Raw genomic sequence first — 18094 nt, 5'->3', positions numbered from 1 at the left:
CTCTCTGTCGCGGGAAATTTGATGGTTGCGCGTCCGGGCCGTCGGGGAAATGGTGGCGGTGGTAAATTATTGATCGGAGGGCCAGATGGCCAAGCTTAAGGCGGTGAATATCCCCGAGAAACTGTCGATGGTGACAACGCATTGGGATCCGCATGTCGTGGCGCAGTACAACGGCAACGACATCATGGTGGTGAAGTTCAAAGGAGAGTTCGATTTCCATTCCCACCCGGACACCGACGATTTCTTTCTGGTCTTGGCCGGAGAGGTCATTCTGGACGGCGAAGACGGAGATCGCGTGACGCTTGGCCCCGGAGAGTTGTGCGTGGTGCCCAAAGGCATGACCCACCGCCCCCGCGCCAAGGAAGAGGCGATGGTTCTGCTGATCGAGCCCGAAGGAGAGCCAAACACGGGCGACCCGGAGACAGCGGCGAAGAAGCCAAGGATCTGAGGGCACCGGGGGGGCGCTGCCCCCGCACCCCCGGAGTATTTCTGGAAAGATGAAAGGGATTTGCGGATGACACCCGGCGCGCGAAATTTGATCACCGATGTGCCCGGCCTGCGGGTCGGAAATGCCGAGGATTTCAGTGTGAAGACGGGTGTGTCGGTGTTGGTCGGCGATGTGCCTTTCACCGCCGGGGTGCATGTGATGGGCGGGGCGCCGGGGACGCGGGAAACCGATCTGCTGGCCCCCGATAAGACGGTTGAACAGGTGGATGCACTGGTCTTGTCCGGCGGGTCGGCCTTTGGGCTGGATGCCGCGTCGGGCGTGGCGGACGGATTGCGCGACATGGGGCGCGGGTTCGACGTGGGCGGGATGACCGTGCCCATTGTGCCAGGCGCGATCCTGTTCGATCTGTTGAACGGTGGCGACAAAGGCTGGGCGGAAAATCCCTACAAAGGTTTGGGCCGCGCAGCTTTGGCGGCTGCGGGGGATCAGTTTGATCTGGGCACTGTTGGGGCCGGGACTGGGGCGACCACGGCACAGTTGAAAGGTGGATTGGGGTCGGCTTCGGTCGTTTTGCCGAACGGGGTGACGGTTGGCGCCTTGGTGGCGGTGAACGCCTTGGGATCCGCCATCGTCGGCGACGGGCCTGAATTCTGGGCCGCGCCGTGGGAAGTTGATGAGGAATTCGGTGGGCTGGGTGTGGCCAAGGCCTATCCTGACGCGCATCTACCGGTGACCAAGCTGGGGTCGCATCAGAATACCACGATCGGGATCGTGGCGACCGATGCTGCGCTCACCCAAGCGCAATGCACGCGGCTGGCGACCGCCGCGCATGATGGTTATGCGCGCGCGCTGGTGCCGAGCCACACGCCGATGGACGGCGATTTGATCTTTGCGGCCTCGACCGGGGCAAAGCCTTTGGGCGAACCGGTTAGTGAAACACTGATGCTGGGACATGCGGCGGCGATCTGCATGGCACGGGCGATTGCACGGGGCGTTCATGCCGCCGTGGCCGCGCCCGGCGATCCCTTCCCCGCGTGGGCCAGCCGCTTTGGCTAAGGCTGGCACTGGACAGATATCGGCTTAAGTGGTCCAACAAAGGCGAACCATAGGGAGGCTACCATGCTGGACCAAACGACCGATCTGAAATCCCTTTTGAAAGACCCAACCCTTCTGGTCGAAGCGGCCTATGTCGCGGGCGAATGGGTTGAGGGTGACGAGGGCACCTTTGACGTGATCAACCCCGCGCGGGGCGATGTGATTGCCAAGGTCGCCGATCTAAGCCGCGCGCAGATCGCCGGGGCTATCGACAAGGCCTATGAGGCGCAGAAGGAATGGGCGTCCTGGACCGGGAAAGAACGGGCCGCAGTGTTGCGGAAGTGGTTCGACCTGATGATGGAAAACCAAGACGATCTGGGCACCATCCTGACCGCCGAACAGGGCAAGCCGCTGGCCGAAGCCAAGGGCGAGATCGCCTATGGCGCGTCCTTCATCGAGTTCTTTGGTGAAGAAGCCAAGCGCGTCTACGGAGAGATGATCCCCGGCCACCAGCGCGACAAGCGCATCATGGTGCTGAAGCAGCCGATCGGCGTTGCGGCGTCGATCACACCGTGGAACTTTCCCAACGCCATGATCACCCGCAAGGCGGGCCCGGCGTTGGCGGCGGGCTGTTCCTTCGTCGGGCGTCCGGCCAAGGAAACGCCGCTATCGGCGCTGGTCATGGGTGTTCTTGCGGAACGGGCTGGCATTCCCAAGGGCGTGTTCTCTATCGTGACGTCGTCCAAGTCCTCGGACGCTGGCAAGGAGTTCTGCGAGAACCCCAAGGTGCGTAAGCTGACCTTTACCGGATCCACCGAAGTGGGGCGTATCCTGCTGAAACAGGCCGCCGATCAGGTCATGAAGTGTTCGATGGAACTGGGCGGCAATGCGCCCTTCATCGTGTTTGACGACGCCGATCTGGATGCGGCGGTCGATGGCGCGATCATGTGCAAGTTCCGCAACAATGGTCAGACCTGTGTATGCGCCAACCGGATCTACGTTCAGGCGGGCGTCTATGATGAGTTCGCCAAGCGCCTGAAGGCCAAGGTCGAAAAGATGAAGGTCGGCGACGGTTTGGAGGACGGCACCGATCTGGGGCCTCTGATCAACGGCGACGCGATCGAAAAGGTGCAGCAGCATATCGCCGATGCCAAGTCCAAGGGGGCTGAGCTTATCTTGGGCGACGGGTCCCCGATCCAAGGCGCGGGTAATTTCCTGCCGCCGACCATCCTGACGGGTGTCACACAGGACATGCAGGTCGCGACGGACGAGACCTTTGGCCCGATGGCGCCACTGTTCAAATTTGACGACGTGGACGATGTGATCGCCATGGCCAATGACACGATCTTTGGTTTGGCGTCCTACTTCTACGCCAAGGACCTAAGCCGCGTGTACAAGGTCGCCGAGGCGCTGGAATACGGCATCGTCGGCGTGAACACTGGCATCATCTCGACCGAGGTTGCGCCCTTTGGTGGGGTCAAGCAATCCGGGCTGGGGCGTGAAGGGTCGCACCACGGGATCGAGGATTATCTGGAAATGAAATACGTCTGCATGAGTGTCTGATTTTCGGTTTTGCCAGGGGTGGGGGCTCTGACCTCGTCCTGCGGTCTCCCCCGGGATATTTCCGGCAAAAGGATGTATGGGGCGCGGCGTTGGCTGCGCCCTTATCTTTTGCGGCGGGCTGCGGCGTGCAGGTGGACCGCGGCACATCCCATGTAGGCCAGCAGGGCAAAGAGGATTGCGCCGTTGTACCCCATGGGGGCGGTCATCGTCAGCAGGATCGGTGTGCCCAGAAGGTTGCCAAGGTTGCCCATCTGCGCCAGCGCACCGTTGGCAAGTGCTTGATCCGTCGGATCGGGGTTTAGCTGCGGGATGGCGGTGAAGCTGGCCCCTTGGACCAGCCCCAGTGATCCGAACAGAAGGATCGGGGGCAGGAACGCGCCGGGGATCGTCCACATGGCTAGGGTTGCCAGGATCGACAGGGCCAGCCCGATCAGGATGATGGTCACGGCGGGCAGGATCCGCAGCAGTTGCGCGCCCAGCGTCAGTGACACGATGATCCCGGCGATCGGCATCCAGAAGGCCAGCGTGGTCCGGGTGGCATCCGGCAGATAGGGCGGCAGCACTGTCAGCAGCGCGACGAAGGTCAGCGTGTAGAACAACCAGCCCAGCGCCGGGGCTGCGATACGCGGAGAGGCGTAAATCACCGGGTGATTGGCGAGGATCTGGCGCAGGCTGGGTAGGGCCGTGTCGGTCTTTGGGATCAGGTCGCGGGGCAACGCGGCGGCGAGCGCGACGGCCATGGCGAGCATCAGGCCTGCGTGGATCAGGAACAGGATCGCAGGCCCGAAGGTGTTTGCCAGTGGCACGCCCAGCCATGCGACAAGCGCGAAGGTCACGCCGAAATAGCTGCCCCAGAGGGTCATGACATATGGCCTGTGCCGGTCGGCGGTCAGGCGGGCGATCAGCGTCGGCAGGGCCACCACCAATGCGATGTGGCTGATGCCTTCGACCGCGCGGGTGATCAGCATCACGGTGAAAGGCGGGAATAGCGCCTGAAGCGCCGACATCGCCGCGCCAAGGGCAAGGCCCCAGATCACCACGCGGCGGAACCCAATCCGGGCGACCAGCATGCCTGCGACCAACCCGGTAACAACACCGGTTAATGAGATGACAGAAACCAAGAACCCGAGCGATGTGCCCGCCTGCGGGTAGACCGTGGCCAGCATCGGAAAGATCACCGATACCTTGGCGAATTGCGCGGCAGCCCCCATGCCCGCCAGAAGCATCAGGGCGATCAGGCCGAAAGGGGTTCTGGAGGCGTTCATATAGTTGCCTTTGGCCTGCGCGTCAGCAGTGCGCAAGCCTTCGCTTTGCAGACCCGGCTGTGCCGATAGGGAACGCGTGGCAGGTCACAGCCCCAGTTCTTTGCGGATTGCATCGCTGTCCGCGCCGCGTTGCGGAGGAGCGGCGGGTGTGACCGGTGTCGCACCATCGAACCTTGGGGCGGCGGCGGCTTGAAGCACCTCGCCTTCCCCGTGCCAGACGTTCCGTTCGGCCATATGCGGATCATTGGCCGACTCGGCCGGGGGTAGAACCGGCGCGACACAGGCGTCTAGCCCGTGGAACAATTGGGCCCAGTGGTCGCGGGGGCGTTCGGCAAAGATCGCCTCGAGCCGGGAAGACAGGTGCGGCCAGAGCGCCTTGTTGGTTTGCTGCAGAAACTCTTCGTCGTCGCTCAGGCCCAGCTTATCAAGAAAGATCGCATAGAACTTGGCCTCAAGCGCCTGAACCGCGATATATCCACCGTCGGCACAGCGATAACTGCGCGACCAATGTGCGCCGTCCAGACGGCTTTGACCGCGCTCCGTGACCGTCCCACCGACGGAAGACATGGACATCAGCAGGTTCATCATATGGGCCGAACCATCGACGATTGCCGCATCGACAACCGTGCCCCGCCCGGTGTCCTTGGCGCGCATCAGGCCCGCCAGCATGCCGATCACCAGATACAGTGCACCGCCCCCAATGTCGCCCACCAAGGTCGCAGGTGTCATCGGCGGCTGGCCCGGCAGCGATCCGTACCACAGCGCGCCGGACAGACCGATGTAGTTCAGATCATGCCCTGCCAGTTTCGCGCGCGGTCCTGTCTGCCCCCACCCGGTCATGCGACCATAGACCAGTTTGGGGTTCAGGGCGCGCATTTCGTCCGGGCCGAGGCCCAGCCGCTCCATCACGCCGGGGCGCATGCCTTCGATCAGGCCATCCGCGCTGGCAATCAGGGCTTTGGCGACCTTCAGATCCTCTGCATCCTTTAGGTCCAGGGTGATCGATCGTTTGCCCCGATCCAGCGGATTGGCGGGCTGGGCGGCGCGGGCTTCGGGCGCGGCGGCACGGTGGATCGTGATCACCTCGGCCCCCAGATCAGCCAGTGTCATGGCCGCGAATGGCCCCGGGCCGATGCCTTCGATTTCGATGATCCGGACAGATTGCAGCATGTGAGCCTCCCTTTTGTGGGGAAAAGGTCAGACTTTGCCGCCCAGCGCAAGGCCATGCGCCCTTGTCCGGCCCCGCCGTTTGGCCCATATTGCGCCGCGTAAGACACACCCCGCAAAGGATCGCCGCATGAGCATCGAGGCCCCAGAAACCAAAATCGTCGAAACGCGCAAGGTCGCCTGTGACGGTGGCGAAGGCGCCTTGGGGCATCCGCGCGTCTGGCTGCATATCCCCGAAGACACGAACTATGTGGAATGCGGCTATTGCGATGCGAAATACGTGATGAAGGGCCACGAGGGCTAAGCCCCTTTCCCTGCACGAAGTGATCCGCAGCGCCGCTTGTCCGCTGGCCCTGCCCCGCACTTCGTGGCACAAACCGACCAAAGCGACGCGCGGAGGTCAACATGTCCCAGAATTTCGGCAAAGGGTGCCATCTGCACCTGATCGACGGCTCGGCCTTTATCTTCCGGGCCTATCACGCGTTGCCGCCTTTGACGCGCAAATCGGATGGTCTGCCGATTGGTGCCGTCAGCGGGTTCTGCAACATGCTGCACCGCTATGTCGAAGGGAACACCGGCCCCGATGCGCCGACCCATGTGGCGGTGATTTTCGACAAGGGCAGCCACACGTTCCGCAACGATCTGTACGATCAGTACAAGGCGAACCGCGAAGCGATGCCCGAGGATCTGCGCCCGCAGATCCCCCTGACCCGCCGCGCGACCGAAGCCTTCAACATCGCGTGCAAAGAGCTTGAAGGCTACGAGGCCGACGACATTATCGCGACCCTGTCAGTGCAGGCGCGCGAAGCCGGGGGCCGCGTTACGATCATCAGTTCGGACAAGGATTTGATGCAGCTGGTCGGCGGCGGCGTAGAAATGCTGGATGCGATGAAGAACAACCGCATCGACGTCGAAGGGGTTGAGGCCAAGTTCGGCGTGGGCCCCGACCGCGTGGTCGATGTGCAGGCGCTGGCTGGTGACAGCGTGGATAACGTGCCGGGCGCGCCGGGCATCGGGATCAAAACCGCCGCGCTGCTGATCAACGAATACGGATCGCTAGAAAACCTGCTGGACCGCGCGGAAGAGATCAAGCAGCCCAAGCGCCGCCAGACCCTGATCGATCATCGCGAACAGATCGAGCTGTCCAAAAAGCTCGTAACGCTGGATCAGAACACGCCCATCGATTTCACGCTGGACGATCTTGAGGTGCAGGATCCCGATCCAGACACCCTGTTGTCCTTCCTGAACGAGATGGAATTCCGCACCCTGACCAAGCGGATCGCGGATCAGATGGGGGTCGAGCCCCCTGACCTGCCCGAAGCCGCCGTCAGCGGCGGCGATGATGCGCCCGACACGGTCGAGATGCCAGAGATTGATCCCGACAGCTATGAAACCGTGTCCACGGCGGATCAGCTGTCTGTCTGGATCGACCGGATCCGGGAACGTGGCTACGTGGCCGTCGATACCGAAACCACCGGTCTTGATGAAATGCGCGTCGATCTGGTGGGGATCTGTCTGGCCACCGAACCGGGGCTGGCTTGTTATATCCCGCTGAACCACAAGGCGTCCGAAGGCGAAGGTCTGTTCGCCACCGAAGACCGGGCCGAAGGGCAGATGGCCGAGAAAGTCGCTCTCGATATGCTGAAACCCGTGCTTGAGGATGATGCGATCCTCAAGATCGGGCAGAACATGAAATACGACGCCAAGATCCTGAAACGATATGGGATCGACGTGGCGCCGTTCGACGACACGATGCTGATCTCTTACGCGCTGAACGCGGGGCTGCACCAGCACGGCATGGACGCGCTGTCGGATCGGTATCTGGGTCATCAGCCGATCCCCATCAAAGAGCTCCTAGGCACCGGCAAAAGCCAGATCACCTTCGACATGGTGCCGATCGACAAGGCCACGCGCTATGCGGCAGAGGATGCGGATATCACGCTGCGCCTGTGGCAGACCCTGAAACCTCAGCTGCACGCCAAGAAGGTCACCACGGTCTATGAGACGCTCGAACGGCCCCTGTCGCCCGTGCTGGCCCAGATGGAGATGCATGGCATCAAGGTTGACCGCGATACCCTGTCGCGCATGTCCAACGCTTTCGCACAGAAAATGGCGGGGCTGGAGGCCGAGATCCACGAACTGGCGGGCGAGTCGTTCAACGTCGGATCGCCCAAACAGCTGGGCGAGATCCTGTTCGACAAAATGGGTCTTGAGGGAGGCAAGAAGGGCAAGACCGGGGCCTATGCCACCGGGGCCGATATTCTGGAAGATCTTGCCACCGAACACGAATTGCCCGCCCGCGTGCTGGACTGGCGGCAGCTTTCGAAACTGAAATCGACCTACACCGACGCCCTGCAGGACCACATCAATCCCGACACGGGCCGGGTCCATACGTCCTATGTTCAGACGGGGGCGAATACTGGCCGCATGGCCTCGACCGATCCGAACCTGCAGAACATTCCGGTCAGGTCAGAAGAAGGTCGCCGGATCCGCGAAGCCTTCATCGCGGATGACGGCAAGGTCTTGCTATCGCTTGACTATTCGCAGATCGAATTGCGCATTTTGGCCCATATCGCCGACATTCCTACGCTGAAACAGGCGTTCGAGGACGGTCAGGATATTCACGCCGCCACTGCGTCGGAAATGTTCGGAGTCCCGCTGGATGAGATGACGCCAGACGTGCGCCGTCAGGCCAAGGCGATCAACTTCGGCGTGATCTACGGCATCTCGGGCTTTGGCCTTGCGCGGAACCTGCGCATTCCGCGGGCCGAAGCGCAGGGCTTCATCGACCGCTATTTCGAACGCTTTCCCGGCATCAAGGAATACATGAACGCCACGACCGAATTCGGCAAGAAACACGGCTATGTTCAGACGCTGTTCGGTCGCCGTATCCACACGCCGGAAATCGATGCCAAAGGTCCGCGCGCAGGCTTTGCCAAACGCGCGGCGATCAACGCGCCGATCCAAGGCACCGCCGCCGACATCATCCGCCGCGCCATGATCCGGATGCCCGACGCCATCGAAAAACTGCCCGCGAAGATGCTGCTGCAGGTGCATGACGAATTGGTGTTCGAGGTCGACAAGGACGCGGTCGAGGATGTGACAAACGCCGCCCGCAAGGTCATGGAGGCGGCGGCCAATCCTGCCGTCAAACTCGACGTGCCCCTGGTCGTCGATGCGGGCCAAGGGGACAACTGGGCCGAGGCGCACTAAACCCCTCAAGGGACGAATTCTCTCCTTCTTTGGTCTGACAAATATTCCTCGGGGGTGAGCGGCACAGCCGCGAGGGGGCAGACAGCCCCCTTATCCCCGTTTCCCGACCCGCCAAACATACGGGGGGTTGCAATACATATTCATAATACAATATATGTTTGCCGACTCCATATAAAGGACCAGGCAATTGTCCCTTCCCCGTCCGACCGTAGATACCCTTCGCCGTTACTTCCCGATCCTGACGTGGTCGCGTGAGTATACCAAAGACACATTAACCTCTGACGTCGTGGCCGCCGTGATCGTGACGATCATGCTGATCCCGCAGTCCTTGGCCTATGCCCTGCTGGCGGGTCTGCCGGCCGAGATGGGGCTTTATGCCTCGATCCTGCCGCTGGTGGCTTATGCGATCTTCGGCACCTCGCGCGCCTTGGCCGTCGGGCCGGTGGCGGTCGTGTCGCTGATGACCGCCGCCGCCGTTGGCAACCTCGCCGCGCAAGGGACGCCGGAATATATCGCCGCCGCGATCACGCTGGCCTTTATCTCGGGCCTGATGCTGCTGGCGCTTGGCCTGTTCCGACTGGGGTTTCTGGCAAACTTCCTGTCGCACCCGGTGATCGCCGGGTTCATCACCGCCTCTGGCATCCTGATCGCCACATCGCAGCTAAAGCATATCTTCGGCATCAGCGCCTCTGGTCACAATCTGGTGGACCTGATCGGCAATCTGATCGCGAACCTTGGCAACACGAACCCTTATACGCTGGTGATCGGCGTCGCTTCGGTGGCATTCCTGTTCTGGGTGCGTAAGGGGCTGAAACCCCTGCTGCTGAGCTTTGGCCTGAAACCCCGCATGGCCGATATTCTGACCAAAGCCGGTCCGGTTATGGCCGTGGCCGTGTCGATCCTGCTGGTCTTCGTCTTTGGTCTGCAAGATCGCGGCGTGGCCATCGTGGGCAATGTGCCCATGGGTCTGCCGCCGCTGTCGATGCCGTCCTTCTCGCTTGAGCTTTGGGGGCAGCTGTTCCTATCGGCGATCCTGATTTCGATCATCGGCTTCGTGGAATCCGTGTCGGTCGCCCAGACCTTGGCCGCGAAACGTCGCCAGCGGATCGTGCCCGATCAAGAATTGATCGGCCTTGGTGCGTCGAACGTCGCAGCCGCGATTTCCGGCGGCTACCCGGTCACCGGTGGGTTTGCCCGGTCTGTCGTGAACTTCGACGCGGGCGCCGAAACGCCCGCCGCCGGGGCCTTTACGGCCATCGGCATCGGCTTGGCCGCGCTGTTGCTGACACCTTTGCTGTTCTTCTTACCGAACGCTGTGCTGGCCGCGACGATCATCGTTGCTGTCCTGAGCCTTGTGGATTTCACCATCCTCAAGAAAACCTGGGCCTATAGCCGCGTCGATTTCGCTGCCGTCACGGTTACGATCCTGCTGACCCTTCTGGTCGGGGTCGAGGTCGGCGTGTCCGCAGGGGTCGCGCTGTCGCTGGTGCTATTCCTGTACAAGACCTCTCGTCCCCACGTTGCCGAGGTCGGACTGGTCCCCGGCACACAGCATTTCCGCAATATCAACCGCCACGCGGTCGAGACTTCGCCCAAGGTCGTGACGATCCGCATCGACGAAAGCCTGTATTTCGCCAATGCGCATTTCCTGCAGGACCTGATCTATGACCGTCTGGCCAAAGATCCTCAGATCGAACATGTGGTGCTGATGTGCTCGGCCGTGAACGAAATCGACATGTCCGCGCTGGAAAGCCTTGAGGCGATCAACACCCGCCTGAAGGAAATGGGCATCTGCCTACATATGTCCGAGGTCAAAGGCCCCGTGGCAGACAGGCTGAAGCGGTCGCATTTCCTGTCGGAGATAAGCGGAGAGGTCTTCCTGTCGCAATACGACGCCTACATGAGCCTGACCGCCGAACCCGGCGACCCGCTGTGCATGGAGCAGCGCAAAGCCTCCTGATCGCTGCATTGACCCTTGGGCCTTCGGGGCCTAAGGGTCGGGCATGAACTGGCAAGGCAGGATCAGCGGAACAGACGGGCTATGGGGTGATGCCGGCGCATCGCGTCTGATCGCTGTCGATGATGCCGCCAAGGCGTTGCCGATCCCGTCGAAACTGGTACCAGAAGCGGCTGATGGCGACCGTCTGCACCTGTCGCCCATTGGCCCGCTGTCGGCGCAGGACCGCTTGGTTCTGGCGGGATTTCAGCACCTCAATCCGCATTGGGACGGTCTGGCCATCATGGTCGGCACGGACCGGACGCACTGGGCGACATTGTCCGCCCGCGAGGTCATCCACGCCCAGACCAGTGCACTGCCTCAGGTGGCGGCCAAGTTGGAACTGACCGGCGTCTTGGCCGATCGCCTTGACGACACGATGGACCGGCCTGAACGTTTGTTGATGACCTTGGGCGCCGCCACATCGCCCGGCGCTCAGCTGGGGGCGTTGATGGGGGCCGAAATCGGGTCGACCCGCATGCTGTGGCTGGGCCAGCAGGCGGTGCTGATCGGCGAAGGCCCCTTGGTCAAAGCCTATGCCACTGCTCTGCAATCCGCGCATGTGCCGGTGATCCTGACGGATCGGACAGCCCTGATCCCAAAGGGGTTCGAAGCCGTGGCGACCGTGTTCCCCGATCCCACCCAGAACTGACCGTCGCGGCAAGCTTGCCAAGGGTCAGGGCGCGTGCAACCCTGCCCGCAAACGTCCCGTCGACCGGAGGATCGGATGACGACCCAAACCCATACCCCCACCGCGCAGCTGCCCCAGACACTGGACGCGCGCAATCCGGGGCAAGAGCTTGATCTGGACTGGGTGCTAAGCGCGCAGGCCAATACATCGGCAATCGAACGCCGCTGCGCCACCCTGCCGGGGCGGCGGTCGGTCAAGAAAGACTATCAAGCCGCCTGGCTGTTGAAGGCGATCACCTGCATCGACCTGACCACCTTGTCGGGCGACGACACCGAAGGTCGCGTGCGACGACTGTGTGCCAAGGCGGCGAACCCCGTGCGGCCCGACATTCTGCAGGCCCTTGGGATCGACGGGATCACCACCGGCGCAGTCTGTGTTTATCACGACATGGTCCCTGCCGCCGTGCAGGCGCTACAGGGCACGGGCATCCCCGTCGCCGCCGTGTCGACCGGCTTTCCGGCGGGCCTGTCGCCCTTCCACCTGCGCGTCGCCGAGATCGGGGAAAGCGTCAACGCCGGGGCCGATGAGATCGACATCGTGATCTCTCGCCGACATGTGCTGGAGGGGAACTGGCAAGCGCTTTACGACGAAATGCGCGCGTTCCGAGATGCCTGTGGAGAGGCGCATGTGAAGGCAATCCTAGCGACCGGAGAACTGGGGACCCTGCGCAACGTGGCCCGCGCGTCGCTGGTATGCATGATGGCGGGCGCTGATTTCATCAAGACCTCGACCGGCAAGGAGTCGGTGAACGCGACGCTGCCCGTCACGCTGGTGATGATCCGCGCCATCCGGGACTATTTCGAACGGACGGGGTACCGCGTCGGCTACAAGCCTGCGGGTGGGATTTCCAAGGCCAAGGATGCGCTGGTCTATCTGTCCCTGATGAAAGAAGAGCTGGGCGATCGCTGGTTGCAGCCCGACCTATTCCGCTTTGGCGCGTCGTCGCTGCTGGGGGATATTGAGCGGCAGTTGGAGCATCACGTGACCGGCGCCTACTCCGCAGGGTGGCGTCATGCGGTTGGGTAAGGGCCGTTTGAGTATTTCTGGAAAGATGAAGACCTGGGGTCGAGCATGAGCGTGAAAGAGATTTTCGAGACGATGGATTACGGCCCGGCCCCCGAGGCGGCGGGCGATGCGCTGGCGTGGATCGTGGATCAGGGCGGCAGCTTTGGGCATTTCATCGACGGCAGCTGGACCGAGGTTGGGGAGACCTTCGAGACCAAGAACCCCGCAACCGGAGAAGTGCTGGCCTATGTGACGCAGGGCACGTCTGCCGATGTGGATACGGCCGTGGCAGCCGCCCGCAAGGCCCAAGCCAAATGGGCGAAACAGGGCGGCAAGGCCCGCGCGCGGGTTCTTTATGCGCTGGCGCGTTTGGTGCAGAAACACAGCCGTTTGCTGGCCGTGTTGGAAACCTTGGACAACGGCAAGCCGATCCGCGAAAGCCGCGACATCGATGTGCCCTTGGTCGCGCGGCATTTCTATTACCACGCGGGCTTGGCCCAGCTTATGGACACCGAAGCCCCGGGAATGGAGGCGCATGGCGTCTGCGGTCAGGTGATCCCGTGGAATTTCCCCCTGCTGATGCTGGCATGGAAGGTCGCACCGGCACTGGCGGCGGGCAACGCGGTGGTGCTGAAGCCTGCGGAATACACGTCTTTGACCGCTTTGTGCTTTGCCGATATCTGCCGTCAGGCGGGAGTGCCGAAGGGCGTCGTGAACATCGTCACCGGCGATGGAGCCGTGGGCGAGATGATCGTTGGGCACGATGACGTCGACAAGGTCGCCTTTACCGGCTCGACCGAGGTGGGGCGCAAGATCCGTCAGGCCACGGCCGGGCAGGGCAAATCGCTGACGCTGGAGCTGGGCGGTAAAGGCCCCTACATCGTGTTTGACGATGCCGATCTGGACAGCGCCGTCGAAGGGCTGGTCGATGCGATCTGGTTCAATCAGGGGCAGGTCTGCTGTGCCGGGTCGCGTCTGTTGGTGCAGGAAAGCGTGGCTGAGAGGTTCTACGCGAAGCTCCGCGCGCGGATGGATAAGCTGCGGGTTGGCAACCCCTTGGACAAGGTCATCGACGTCGGCGCAATCGTCGACCCAGTGCAACTGGAGACGATCAAGGGGCTGGTCGAAGGTTCGAACGGCGACATCTATCGCGCGGCCTGCGACGTGCCCGACGGGTGTTTCTATCCGCCTACGCTGATTTCCGGCCTCGCACCGTCCGACCGCCTGATGCAGGAAGAAATCTTTGGCCCCGTTCTGGTGTCCTGCACCTTCCGCACCCCGGACGAAGCTGTACAGCTGGCCAATAATACGCGCTACGGGCTGGCCACTTCTGTCTGGAGCGAGAACGTCAACCTGTGCCTCGGCCTTGCACCCAAGCTTGTCGCGGGTGTGGTCTGGGTGAACGGCACGAATATGTTCGACGCCGCCGCCGGGTTCGGTGGCGTCCGCGAGTCGGGCTTTGGGCGTGAAGGTGGCTGGGAAGGGCTGGCGGCTTATCTGAAACCGTCGGGCAAGACCAAAGCGCTGGCGCAGATCCCCCCGAAAGAGGGCAAGCCGGACGAGGTTGGCGATGCGCTGGACCGCACCGCTAAGAATTACGTCGGCGGCAAACAGGCGCGGCCCGATGGCGGCTATTCCCGGGCGGTCTACGGCCCCTCGGGCAAGTTGCTTGGCCACGTGGGCATCGGCAACCGCAAGGATATCCGCAACGCGGTTGAGGCGGCTCAAGCCTCCAAAGGCTGGGCCGGATCGACTGGACACCTGCGCGCGCAGATCATCTATTACATCGCTGAGAACCTAGAGGCGCGGGCAGATGAATTCGCCGCGCGGATCGACGCGATGGTGGGCGGCAAATCTGGTAAGGCCGAAGTGGCCGCAGCGGTTTCTCGCCTTTTCACCTACGGGGCTTGGGCCGACAAATACGCGGGCGACCTGCGGGCTGTTCCCATGCGGGGCATGGCGCTGGCCGTGCGGGAACCCGTTGGTGTGATCGGCGCGCTGTGCCCGGATGAGGCGCCGCTGCTTGGCCTTATCTCGGTCATGGCGCCGGCCATCGCCATGGGCAATCGCATGGTTCTGGTCCCGTCCGAGGCCTATCCGCTGGCCGCCACGGACTTCTATCAAGTGCTCGATACATCCGACGTGCCGGGCGGCGTGGTCAACATCGTCACCGGTTCGCATAAAGACCTTGCGCCGACCTTGGCCGACCACCTTGATCTGGATGCGGTGTGGACCTTCAGCTCGACCGATCTGTCGGCCGAGGTCGAAGGGCGAAGTGCGGGCAACTTGAAACGCACCTGGGTGAATAACGCCAAGGCGCGCGATTGGACCAGCGAGGCTGGCGAAGGCCGCGCATTTCTGGATCAAGCGACCGAGGTCAAAACTGTCTGGGTGCCTTACGGAGAATAATCATTCACTTGCCGGAAATATCCCGGGGGTGAGCGAAGCGAGGGGGCAGCGCCCCCTTGTGCCACCAATCTGTAGCGCAGATCAGACGGCGGTGATCTCACTGTCGTCATATCCCTGCAGATAGAGCAGGTCGCGAAGATCGCCGTAATTCACGCGGATTTCGCATTGCGCCGCGACACTCGGCTTCGCATGCAGCGCAACACCCGCTCCGGCACGGCCCAGCATGCCCAGATCATTTGCACCGTCGCCGACCGCGATCACGTCCGCATCGGTCAGGCCGAGACGGTCGGTAATCTCATCCAGTGCTCGAACCTTGGCTTCTCGGCCAAGGATCGGGTGACCAACCTCGCCGGTCAGTAGCCCGTCTTCGGCCAACAAGGTATTGGCGCGGTTTTCGTCAAAGCCCAACAACTCGGCGATGCGCGCGGTGAAGGCCGTGAACCCGCCAGAGACTAATGCGCAATAGGCCCCATTGGCCTTCATCGTCGCCAAAAGCTCAGGTCCGCCGGGCATCAGGGTAATGCGCGTCTCGATCACCTTTCCGATCACAGATTCTGGCAGACCTTTCAGCAGGCCGACGCGTTCCGTCAGCGCCCCTTCAAAGTCCAGCTCTCCATTCATGGCACGGGCGGTGATGTCTTTGACTCGCTCGCCGACGCCGGCCTCATCGGCCAACTCGTCGATGCATTCCTGTTGGATCATTGTGCTGTCCATATCGGCCAGCAGCATCTTTTTGCGACGCCCTTCGGTGGACAAGATGTTCAGATCGATCTGGATCGCCTGCAGCCCATCCCACGTCTCACGGAAATTCGAGGGCACTTCCGCCAGATCGAATTCCGCGGCCCGGTCGATGGACAGCCACCGCACTTCTCCCCCGCCCCATGCGTTGCGCAGCGCCTCTATGGCGGCGGGATCAAGGTTGGCTGCGGTCAGAACGGCTGTAAACATAGCGATAGCCCCATTTTGGTCGCGGCTGATAAAGCACGCCTAGGTGCGAAGTACCAGTGCGGGCAGTTCTCCCGCTAAGGGTTACGCTTCGATCATATCGACGCGCGTTGCGTGACGGCCGCCTTCGAACTCTGCACCCAGGAAAGCATCGACGATCGCCAGAGCCAGCCCTTCCCCGACGACCCGTGCCCCGATCGAGAGGATGTTCGCATCGTTATGCTGCCGGATCATCGCGGCCGAGAAGGTGTCGGAACACACGCCGCACCGGATCCCCGGCACCTTGTTCGCCGCCATCATGATGCCCTGCCCCGTCCCGCACAGGATGATGCCCAGATCAGCTTCGCCATTGGCGATCCGTTGTGCTGCGGCTTTGCCATGCAGGGGATAATGCGTGCTTTCCGTCGTGGTCGGGCCGATGTCGGCGACCTCGTAACCCAATCCCTCGACATGTTTCGCGATGGCTTGGCGCAGGTCGATTGCGGCGTGATCACTGGACAGGACGATACGTTTTGGCTGGGTCATGGTGATGTTCCATATCTAAGGGGTGGCGCGGAATTCGGCGCAACATAGCACCCGGATTTTGCGGGTCCAGAATTCATTCGCTCAAAGTACAAGTCGATGAGACCAGTCCCAGAAACAACAAAACCCGCCGGTTAGGGCGGGTTAATCTGACAATTTGGTTGCGGGAGTAGGATTTGAACCTACGACCTTCAGGTTATGAGCCTGACGAGCTACCGGGCTGCTCCATCCCGCGCCAATTTGTTCTGTGCAGGTACGCTCACTAGCCTCGGACCGCAAGGGCAAGCCAAGGAAATCTGTTCAAAAAAATGTCGATTTTTCCGAAGGTCAGTCCAAGAACCCGGCCGCCCCGTCCAGCGTGCTGTCGATACCTGTCCCGACCGGGTCTATCGACTGAATGGTCCCCGGAGGGGCGATAAAGAACGCCGGAGGCGTTCCCGGGTTTGCCGAGACCGGTCCGCCCTGACGGTCCAGGTCGACCGACCCATCGGGCGTAGAAAAGGTGAATGACCCGGTATTCTCGTTTGTCTGGGTCTCAGGCCCAGGCCCGACCAGAGCAGAAAACACCACCGGCTGGGACGCTTGTGCCGACAGATACTGCGGCGTGACAGCGAGGGCAGCCAGAACCGCGAAAGACCTAAGAATACGTTTCATTTACCGCCTCCTTTTAAAAATCATAACCGATCTTGAACGAAACTTGTCTGTCACCTGCCACAGCGCCAATGCCGGCAGAGCCCTGAACAGAGACCGTCACGTATTCCATCCTGTGTGCAATGCCGAGGGTGGCATAATTGGCTTGCTTCACCAGATGAGATGTAAAGGCATCGTTAGAAAATACCGCGCGGCCACCCACGTTTAACAGTGTTTGCTGTCCGATCTGGTGGGCGTAGATGCCAGAGAGCGTTGTTATATGACGGGTGTCGATCGTAGGGCCACCGCCGAAGTCCTGCTTTAGGCGCGTGACGGCGTGGGTGATGGAGCCGGTCAGGTAAGACCGCGGGCCATAGCCGAACAGCCGTTGCATCCCAAACACGAGCGTTTGCGCATTACCGCTGCTAGTCGTGGGTCCGCCGCCGGGATTGAAGACCTCGGCATTGTCGTTGAACGACAGGGCTACGGTCGCAGTTGTGAAGCCACCGGTTTGGAACGTCAGTCCAAGTCCACCGCCTTTCAGGGTTGCGTCGGACCTGCCGAAAGGGTTGGTTGCATCCAAAGATGAGGTCGAGAGGTAGAAAAAGCCTTTTGACCGGTCTGACAACAGCTTGGAGTAGCGAAGAACGTGGGTCAGACGTTCCCGATTTCGTCCAGTGGCCGTACTTTTTGACGTCGAGTGACGCAGTTCATAGGAAATGGTCTGGGTATTCGGTGCCTCGGCGTCGTTAGCCCAAGCTGGCTGTCCAATTGCGACGGCGACCAAGAATGCGCGGAAGATTGATAAGTTCATAACGTGCCTTCGGTTGGTACCCCATCAATAAGACACGAGGTCATTCAGTCAAATTTCACAGCCGGAGAATGGCCATGTCAGATACGACCGTGCCCAAACGGCAACGCAACGCGGCGACATTTCATAATTTTGGGGGATGGATCATCGAAAGAGAGAAAGAGTTGAGGGACTTACTAGGTCTGGCGGTGACCTACTCTCCCACGTCTTAAGACGCAGTACCATTGGCGCGACAGCGCTTAACGGCCGAGTTCGGGATGGGATCGGGTGTTTCGCTTGTGCTATGACCACCAGACCAAGAAAGGCCCTCAACAATCGTTGTCCAAATCGTTCTGATACACTGTGATGTGTATGCTTTTGATTTATCCGTAGGGCCATTCCTGGCTACTACTGG

Annotated in this window: 15 protein-coding genes, 1 tRNA gene and 1 rRNA gene; 9 read left to right on the top strand and 8 right to left on the bottom strand. The window is 61.6% G+C overall.

Features of this window, described 5'->3' with window-relative positions:
- Positions 1 to 85: 85 nt before the first annotated feature.
- The 3 genes from ACI3GR_RS00085 to ACI3GR_RS00075 all read left to right on the top strand — a co-directional run bounded on the left by ACI3GR_RS00085 (position 86) and on the right by ACI3GR_RS00075 (position 3046).
- The gene (locus tag ACI3GR_RS00085; protein ID WP_407491670.1) at positions 86 to 448 is read left to right on the top strand and encodes a cupin domain-containing protein; all 363 of its coding nucleotides are present in this window, start codon (positions 86 to 88) and stop codon (positions 446 to 448) included.
- A gap of 66 nt (positions 449 to 514) precedes the next feature.
- Positions 515 to 1504, top strand: coding sequence for a P1 family peptidase (locus ACI3GR_RS00080; RefSeq protein ID WP_407491668.1), 990 nt, complete (start codon positions 515 to 517; stop codon positions 1502 to 1504).
- 63 nt (positions 1505 to 1567) lie between these two features.
- Positions 1568 to 3046 carry an NAD-dependent succinate-semialdehyde dehydrogenase gene (locus ACI3GR_RS00075; protein WP_407491667.1) on the top strand — a complete coding sequence of 493 codons (1479 nt, stop codon included), beginning with the start codon at positions 1568 to 1570 and terminating at the stop codon, positions 3044 to 3046.
- Between the two features lie 101 nt (positions 3047 to 3147).
- Here ACI3GR_RS00075 and ACI3GR_RS00070 read toward each other — a convergent pair whose 3' ends face one another.
- Positions 3148 to 4347, bottom strand: a complete 1200-nt coding sequence (locus tag ACI3GR_RS00070; protein WP_407491666.1) for an MFS transporter — start codon at positions 4345 to 4347, stop codon at positions 3148 to 3150.
- Positions 4348 to 4395: 48 nt separating this feature from the next.
- A complete protein-coding gene (locus tag ACI3GR_RS00065) occupies positions 4396 to 5481 on the bottom strand; it encodes a CaiB/BaiF CoA transferase family protein (RefSeq protein WP_407491664.1) in 1086 nt (361 codons plus the stop codon).
- 127 nt (positions 5482 to 5608) lie between these two features.
- Between ACI3GR_RS00065 and ACI3GR_RS00060 the strand changes: the two genes are divergently transcribed.
- The 6 genes from ACI3GR_RS00060 (at position 5609) to ACI3GR_RS00035 (ending at position 14792) form a co-directional block, all read left to right on the top strand.
- Positions 5609 to 5782 (top strand): zinc-finger domain-containing protein, encoded by a 174-nt coding sequence (locus tag ACI3GR_RS00060; protein WP_407491662.1) that lies wholly within the window; start codon positions 5609 to 5611, stop codon positions 5780 to 5782.
- 101 nt (positions 5783 to 5883) lie between these two features.
- Entirely contained in the window at positions 5884 to 8691 is a 2808-nt protein-coding gene (gene polA, locus ACI3GR_RS00055) for a DNA polymerase I (RefSeq protein WP_407491660.1), read from the top strand.
- Between the two features lie 187 nt (positions 8692 to 8878).
- On the top strand, positions 8879 to 10651 hold the full coding sequence (locus ACI3GR_RS00050) for a SulP family inorganic anion transporter (protein WP_407491658.1): 1773 nt from the start codon (positions 8879 to 8881) through the stop codon (positions 10649 to 10651).
- Between the two features lie 43 nt (positions 10652 to 10694).
- A complete protein-coding gene (locus ACI3GR_RS00045) occupies positions 10695 to 11339 on the top strand; it encodes a 2-dehydro-3-deoxygalactonokinase (RefSeq protein WP_407491656.1) in 645 nt (214 codons plus the stop codon).
- A 75-nt stretch (positions 11340 to 11414) separates the two neighbouring features.
- Positions 11415 to 12404 carry a deoxyribose-phosphate aldolase gene (deoC, locus tag ACI3GR_RS00040; RefSeq protein WP_407491654.1) on the top strand — a complete coding sequence of 330 codons (990 nt, stop codon included), beginning with the start codon at positions 11415 to 11417 and terminating at the stop codon, positions 12402 to 12404.
- A 45-nt stretch (positions 12405 to 12449) separates the two neighbouring features.
- Positions 12450 to 14792 carry an aldehyde dehydrogenase family protein gene (locus ACI3GR_RS00035; protein ID WP_407491653.1) on the top strand — a complete coding sequence of 781 codons (2343 nt, stop codon included), beginning with the start codon at positions 12450 to 12452 and terminating at the stop codon, positions 14790 to 14792.
- Positions 14793 to 14873: 81 nt separating this feature from the next.
- Here ACI3GR_RS00035 and serB read toward each other — a convergent pair whose 3' ends face one another.
- The 6 genes from serB to rrf all read right to left on the bottom strand — a co-directional run bounded on the left by serB (position 14874) and on the right by rrf (position 17995).
- On the bottom strand, positions 14874 to 15740 hold the full coding sequence (gene serB, locus ACI3GR_RS00030) for a phosphoserine phosphatase SerB (RefSeq protein ID WP_407491652.1): 867 nt from the start codon (positions 15738 to 15740) through the stop codon (positions 14874 to 14876).
- Between the two features lie 81 nt (positions 15741 to 15821).
- Positions 15822 to 16262 (bottom strand): ribose 5-phosphate isomerase B, encoded by a 441-nt coding sequence (gene rpiB / locus ACI3GR_RS00025; protein ID WP_407491651.1) that lies wholly within the window; start codon positions 16260 to 16262, stop codon positions 15822 to 15824.
- A 155-nt stretch (positions 16263 to 16417) separates the two neighbouring features.
- Positions 16418 to 16494: transfer RNA gene (locus tag ACI3GR_RS00020), tRNA-Met, on the bottom strand.
- Positions 16495 to 16586: 92 nt separating this feature from the next.
- On the bottom strand, positions 16587 to 16913 hold the full coding sequence (locus ACI3GR_RS00015) for a hypothetical protein (protein WP_407491650.1): 327 nt from the start codon (positions 16911 to 16913) through the stop codon (positions 16587 to 16589).
- A gap of 13 nt (positions 16914 to 16926) precedes the next feature.
- Positions 16927 to 17703: a hypothetical protein gene (locus tag ACI3GR_RS00010; protein ID WP_407491648.1), complete on the bottom strand. Its 777-nt coding sequence runs from the start codon at positions 17701 to 17703 to the stop codon at positions 16927 to 16929.
- A 177-nt stretch (positions 17704 to 17880) separates the two neighbouring features.
- A 5S ribosomal RNA gene (rrf, locus tag ACI3GR_RS00005) occupies positions 17881 to 17995 on the bottom strand.
- Between the last annotated feature and the right edge of the window lie 99 nt (positions 17996 to 18094).

Origin of the sequence: Pseudooceanicola aestuariicola (genome assembly GCF_045763785.1) — a bacterium.
Lineage (GTDB): Bacteria > Pseudomonadota > Alphaproteobacteria > Rhodobacterales > Rhodobacteraceae > Pseudooceanicola.
This window is presented reverse-complemented; position numbering and strand designations above follow the sequence as displayed.

Excerpts from the sequence above, each read along its gene's own strand:
- ACI3GR_RS00085 (WP_407491670.1), top strand. The coding sequence starts at position 86 with ATGGCCAAGCTTAAGGCGGTGAATATCCCCGAGAAACTGTCGATGGTG.
- ACI3GR_RS00080 (WP_407491668.1), top strand. The coding sequence starts at position 515 with ATGACACCCGGCGCGCGAAATTTGATCACCGATGTGCCCGGCCTGCGG.
- ACI3GR_RS00075 (WP_407491667.1), top strand. The coding sequence starts at position 1,568 with ATGCTGGACCAAACGACCGATCTGAAATCCCTTTTGAAAGACCCAACC.
- ACI3GR_RS00065 (WP_407491664.1), bottom strand. The coding sequence starts at position 5,481 with ATGCTGCAATCTGTCCGGATCATCGAAATCGAAGGCATCGGCCCGGGG.
- ACI3GR_RS00060 (WP_407491662.1), top strand. The coding sequence starts at position 5,609 with ATGAGCATCGAGGCCCCAGAAACCAAAATCGTCGAAACGCGCAAGGTC.
- polA (WP_407491660.1), top strand. The coding sequence starts at position 5,884 with ATGTCCCAGAATTTCGGCAAAGGGTGCCATCTGCACCTGATCGACGGC.
- ACI3GR_RS00045 (WP_407491656.1), top strand. The coding sequence starts at position 10,695 with ATGAACTGGCAAGGCAGGATCAGCGGAACAGACGGGCTATGGGGTGAT.
- deoC (WP_407491654.1), top strand. The coding sequence starts at position 11,415 with ATGACGACCCAAACCCATACCCCCACCGCGCAGCTGCCCCAGACACTG.
- ACI3GR_RS00035 (WP_407491653.1), top strand. The coding sequence starts at position 12,450 with ATGAGCGTGAAAGAGATTTTCGAGACGATGGATTACGGCCCGGCCCCC.
- serB (WP_407491652.1), bottom strand. The coding sequence starts at position 15,740 with ATGTTTACAGCCGTTCTGACCGCAGCCAACCTTGATCCCGCCGCCATA.
- rpiB (WP_407491651.1), bottom strand. The coding sequence starts at position 16,262 with ATGACCCAGCCAAAACGTATCGTCCTGTCCAGTGATCACGCCGCAATC.
- ACI3GR_RS00015 (WP_407491650.1), bottom strand. The coding sequence starts at position 16,913 with ATGAAACGTATTCTTAGGTCTTTCGCGGTTCTGGCTGCCCTCGCTGTC.
- ACI3GR_RS00010 (WP_407491648.1), bottom strand. The coding sequence starts at position 17,703 with ATGAACTTATCAATCTTCCGCGCATTCTTGGTCGCCGTCGCAATTGGA.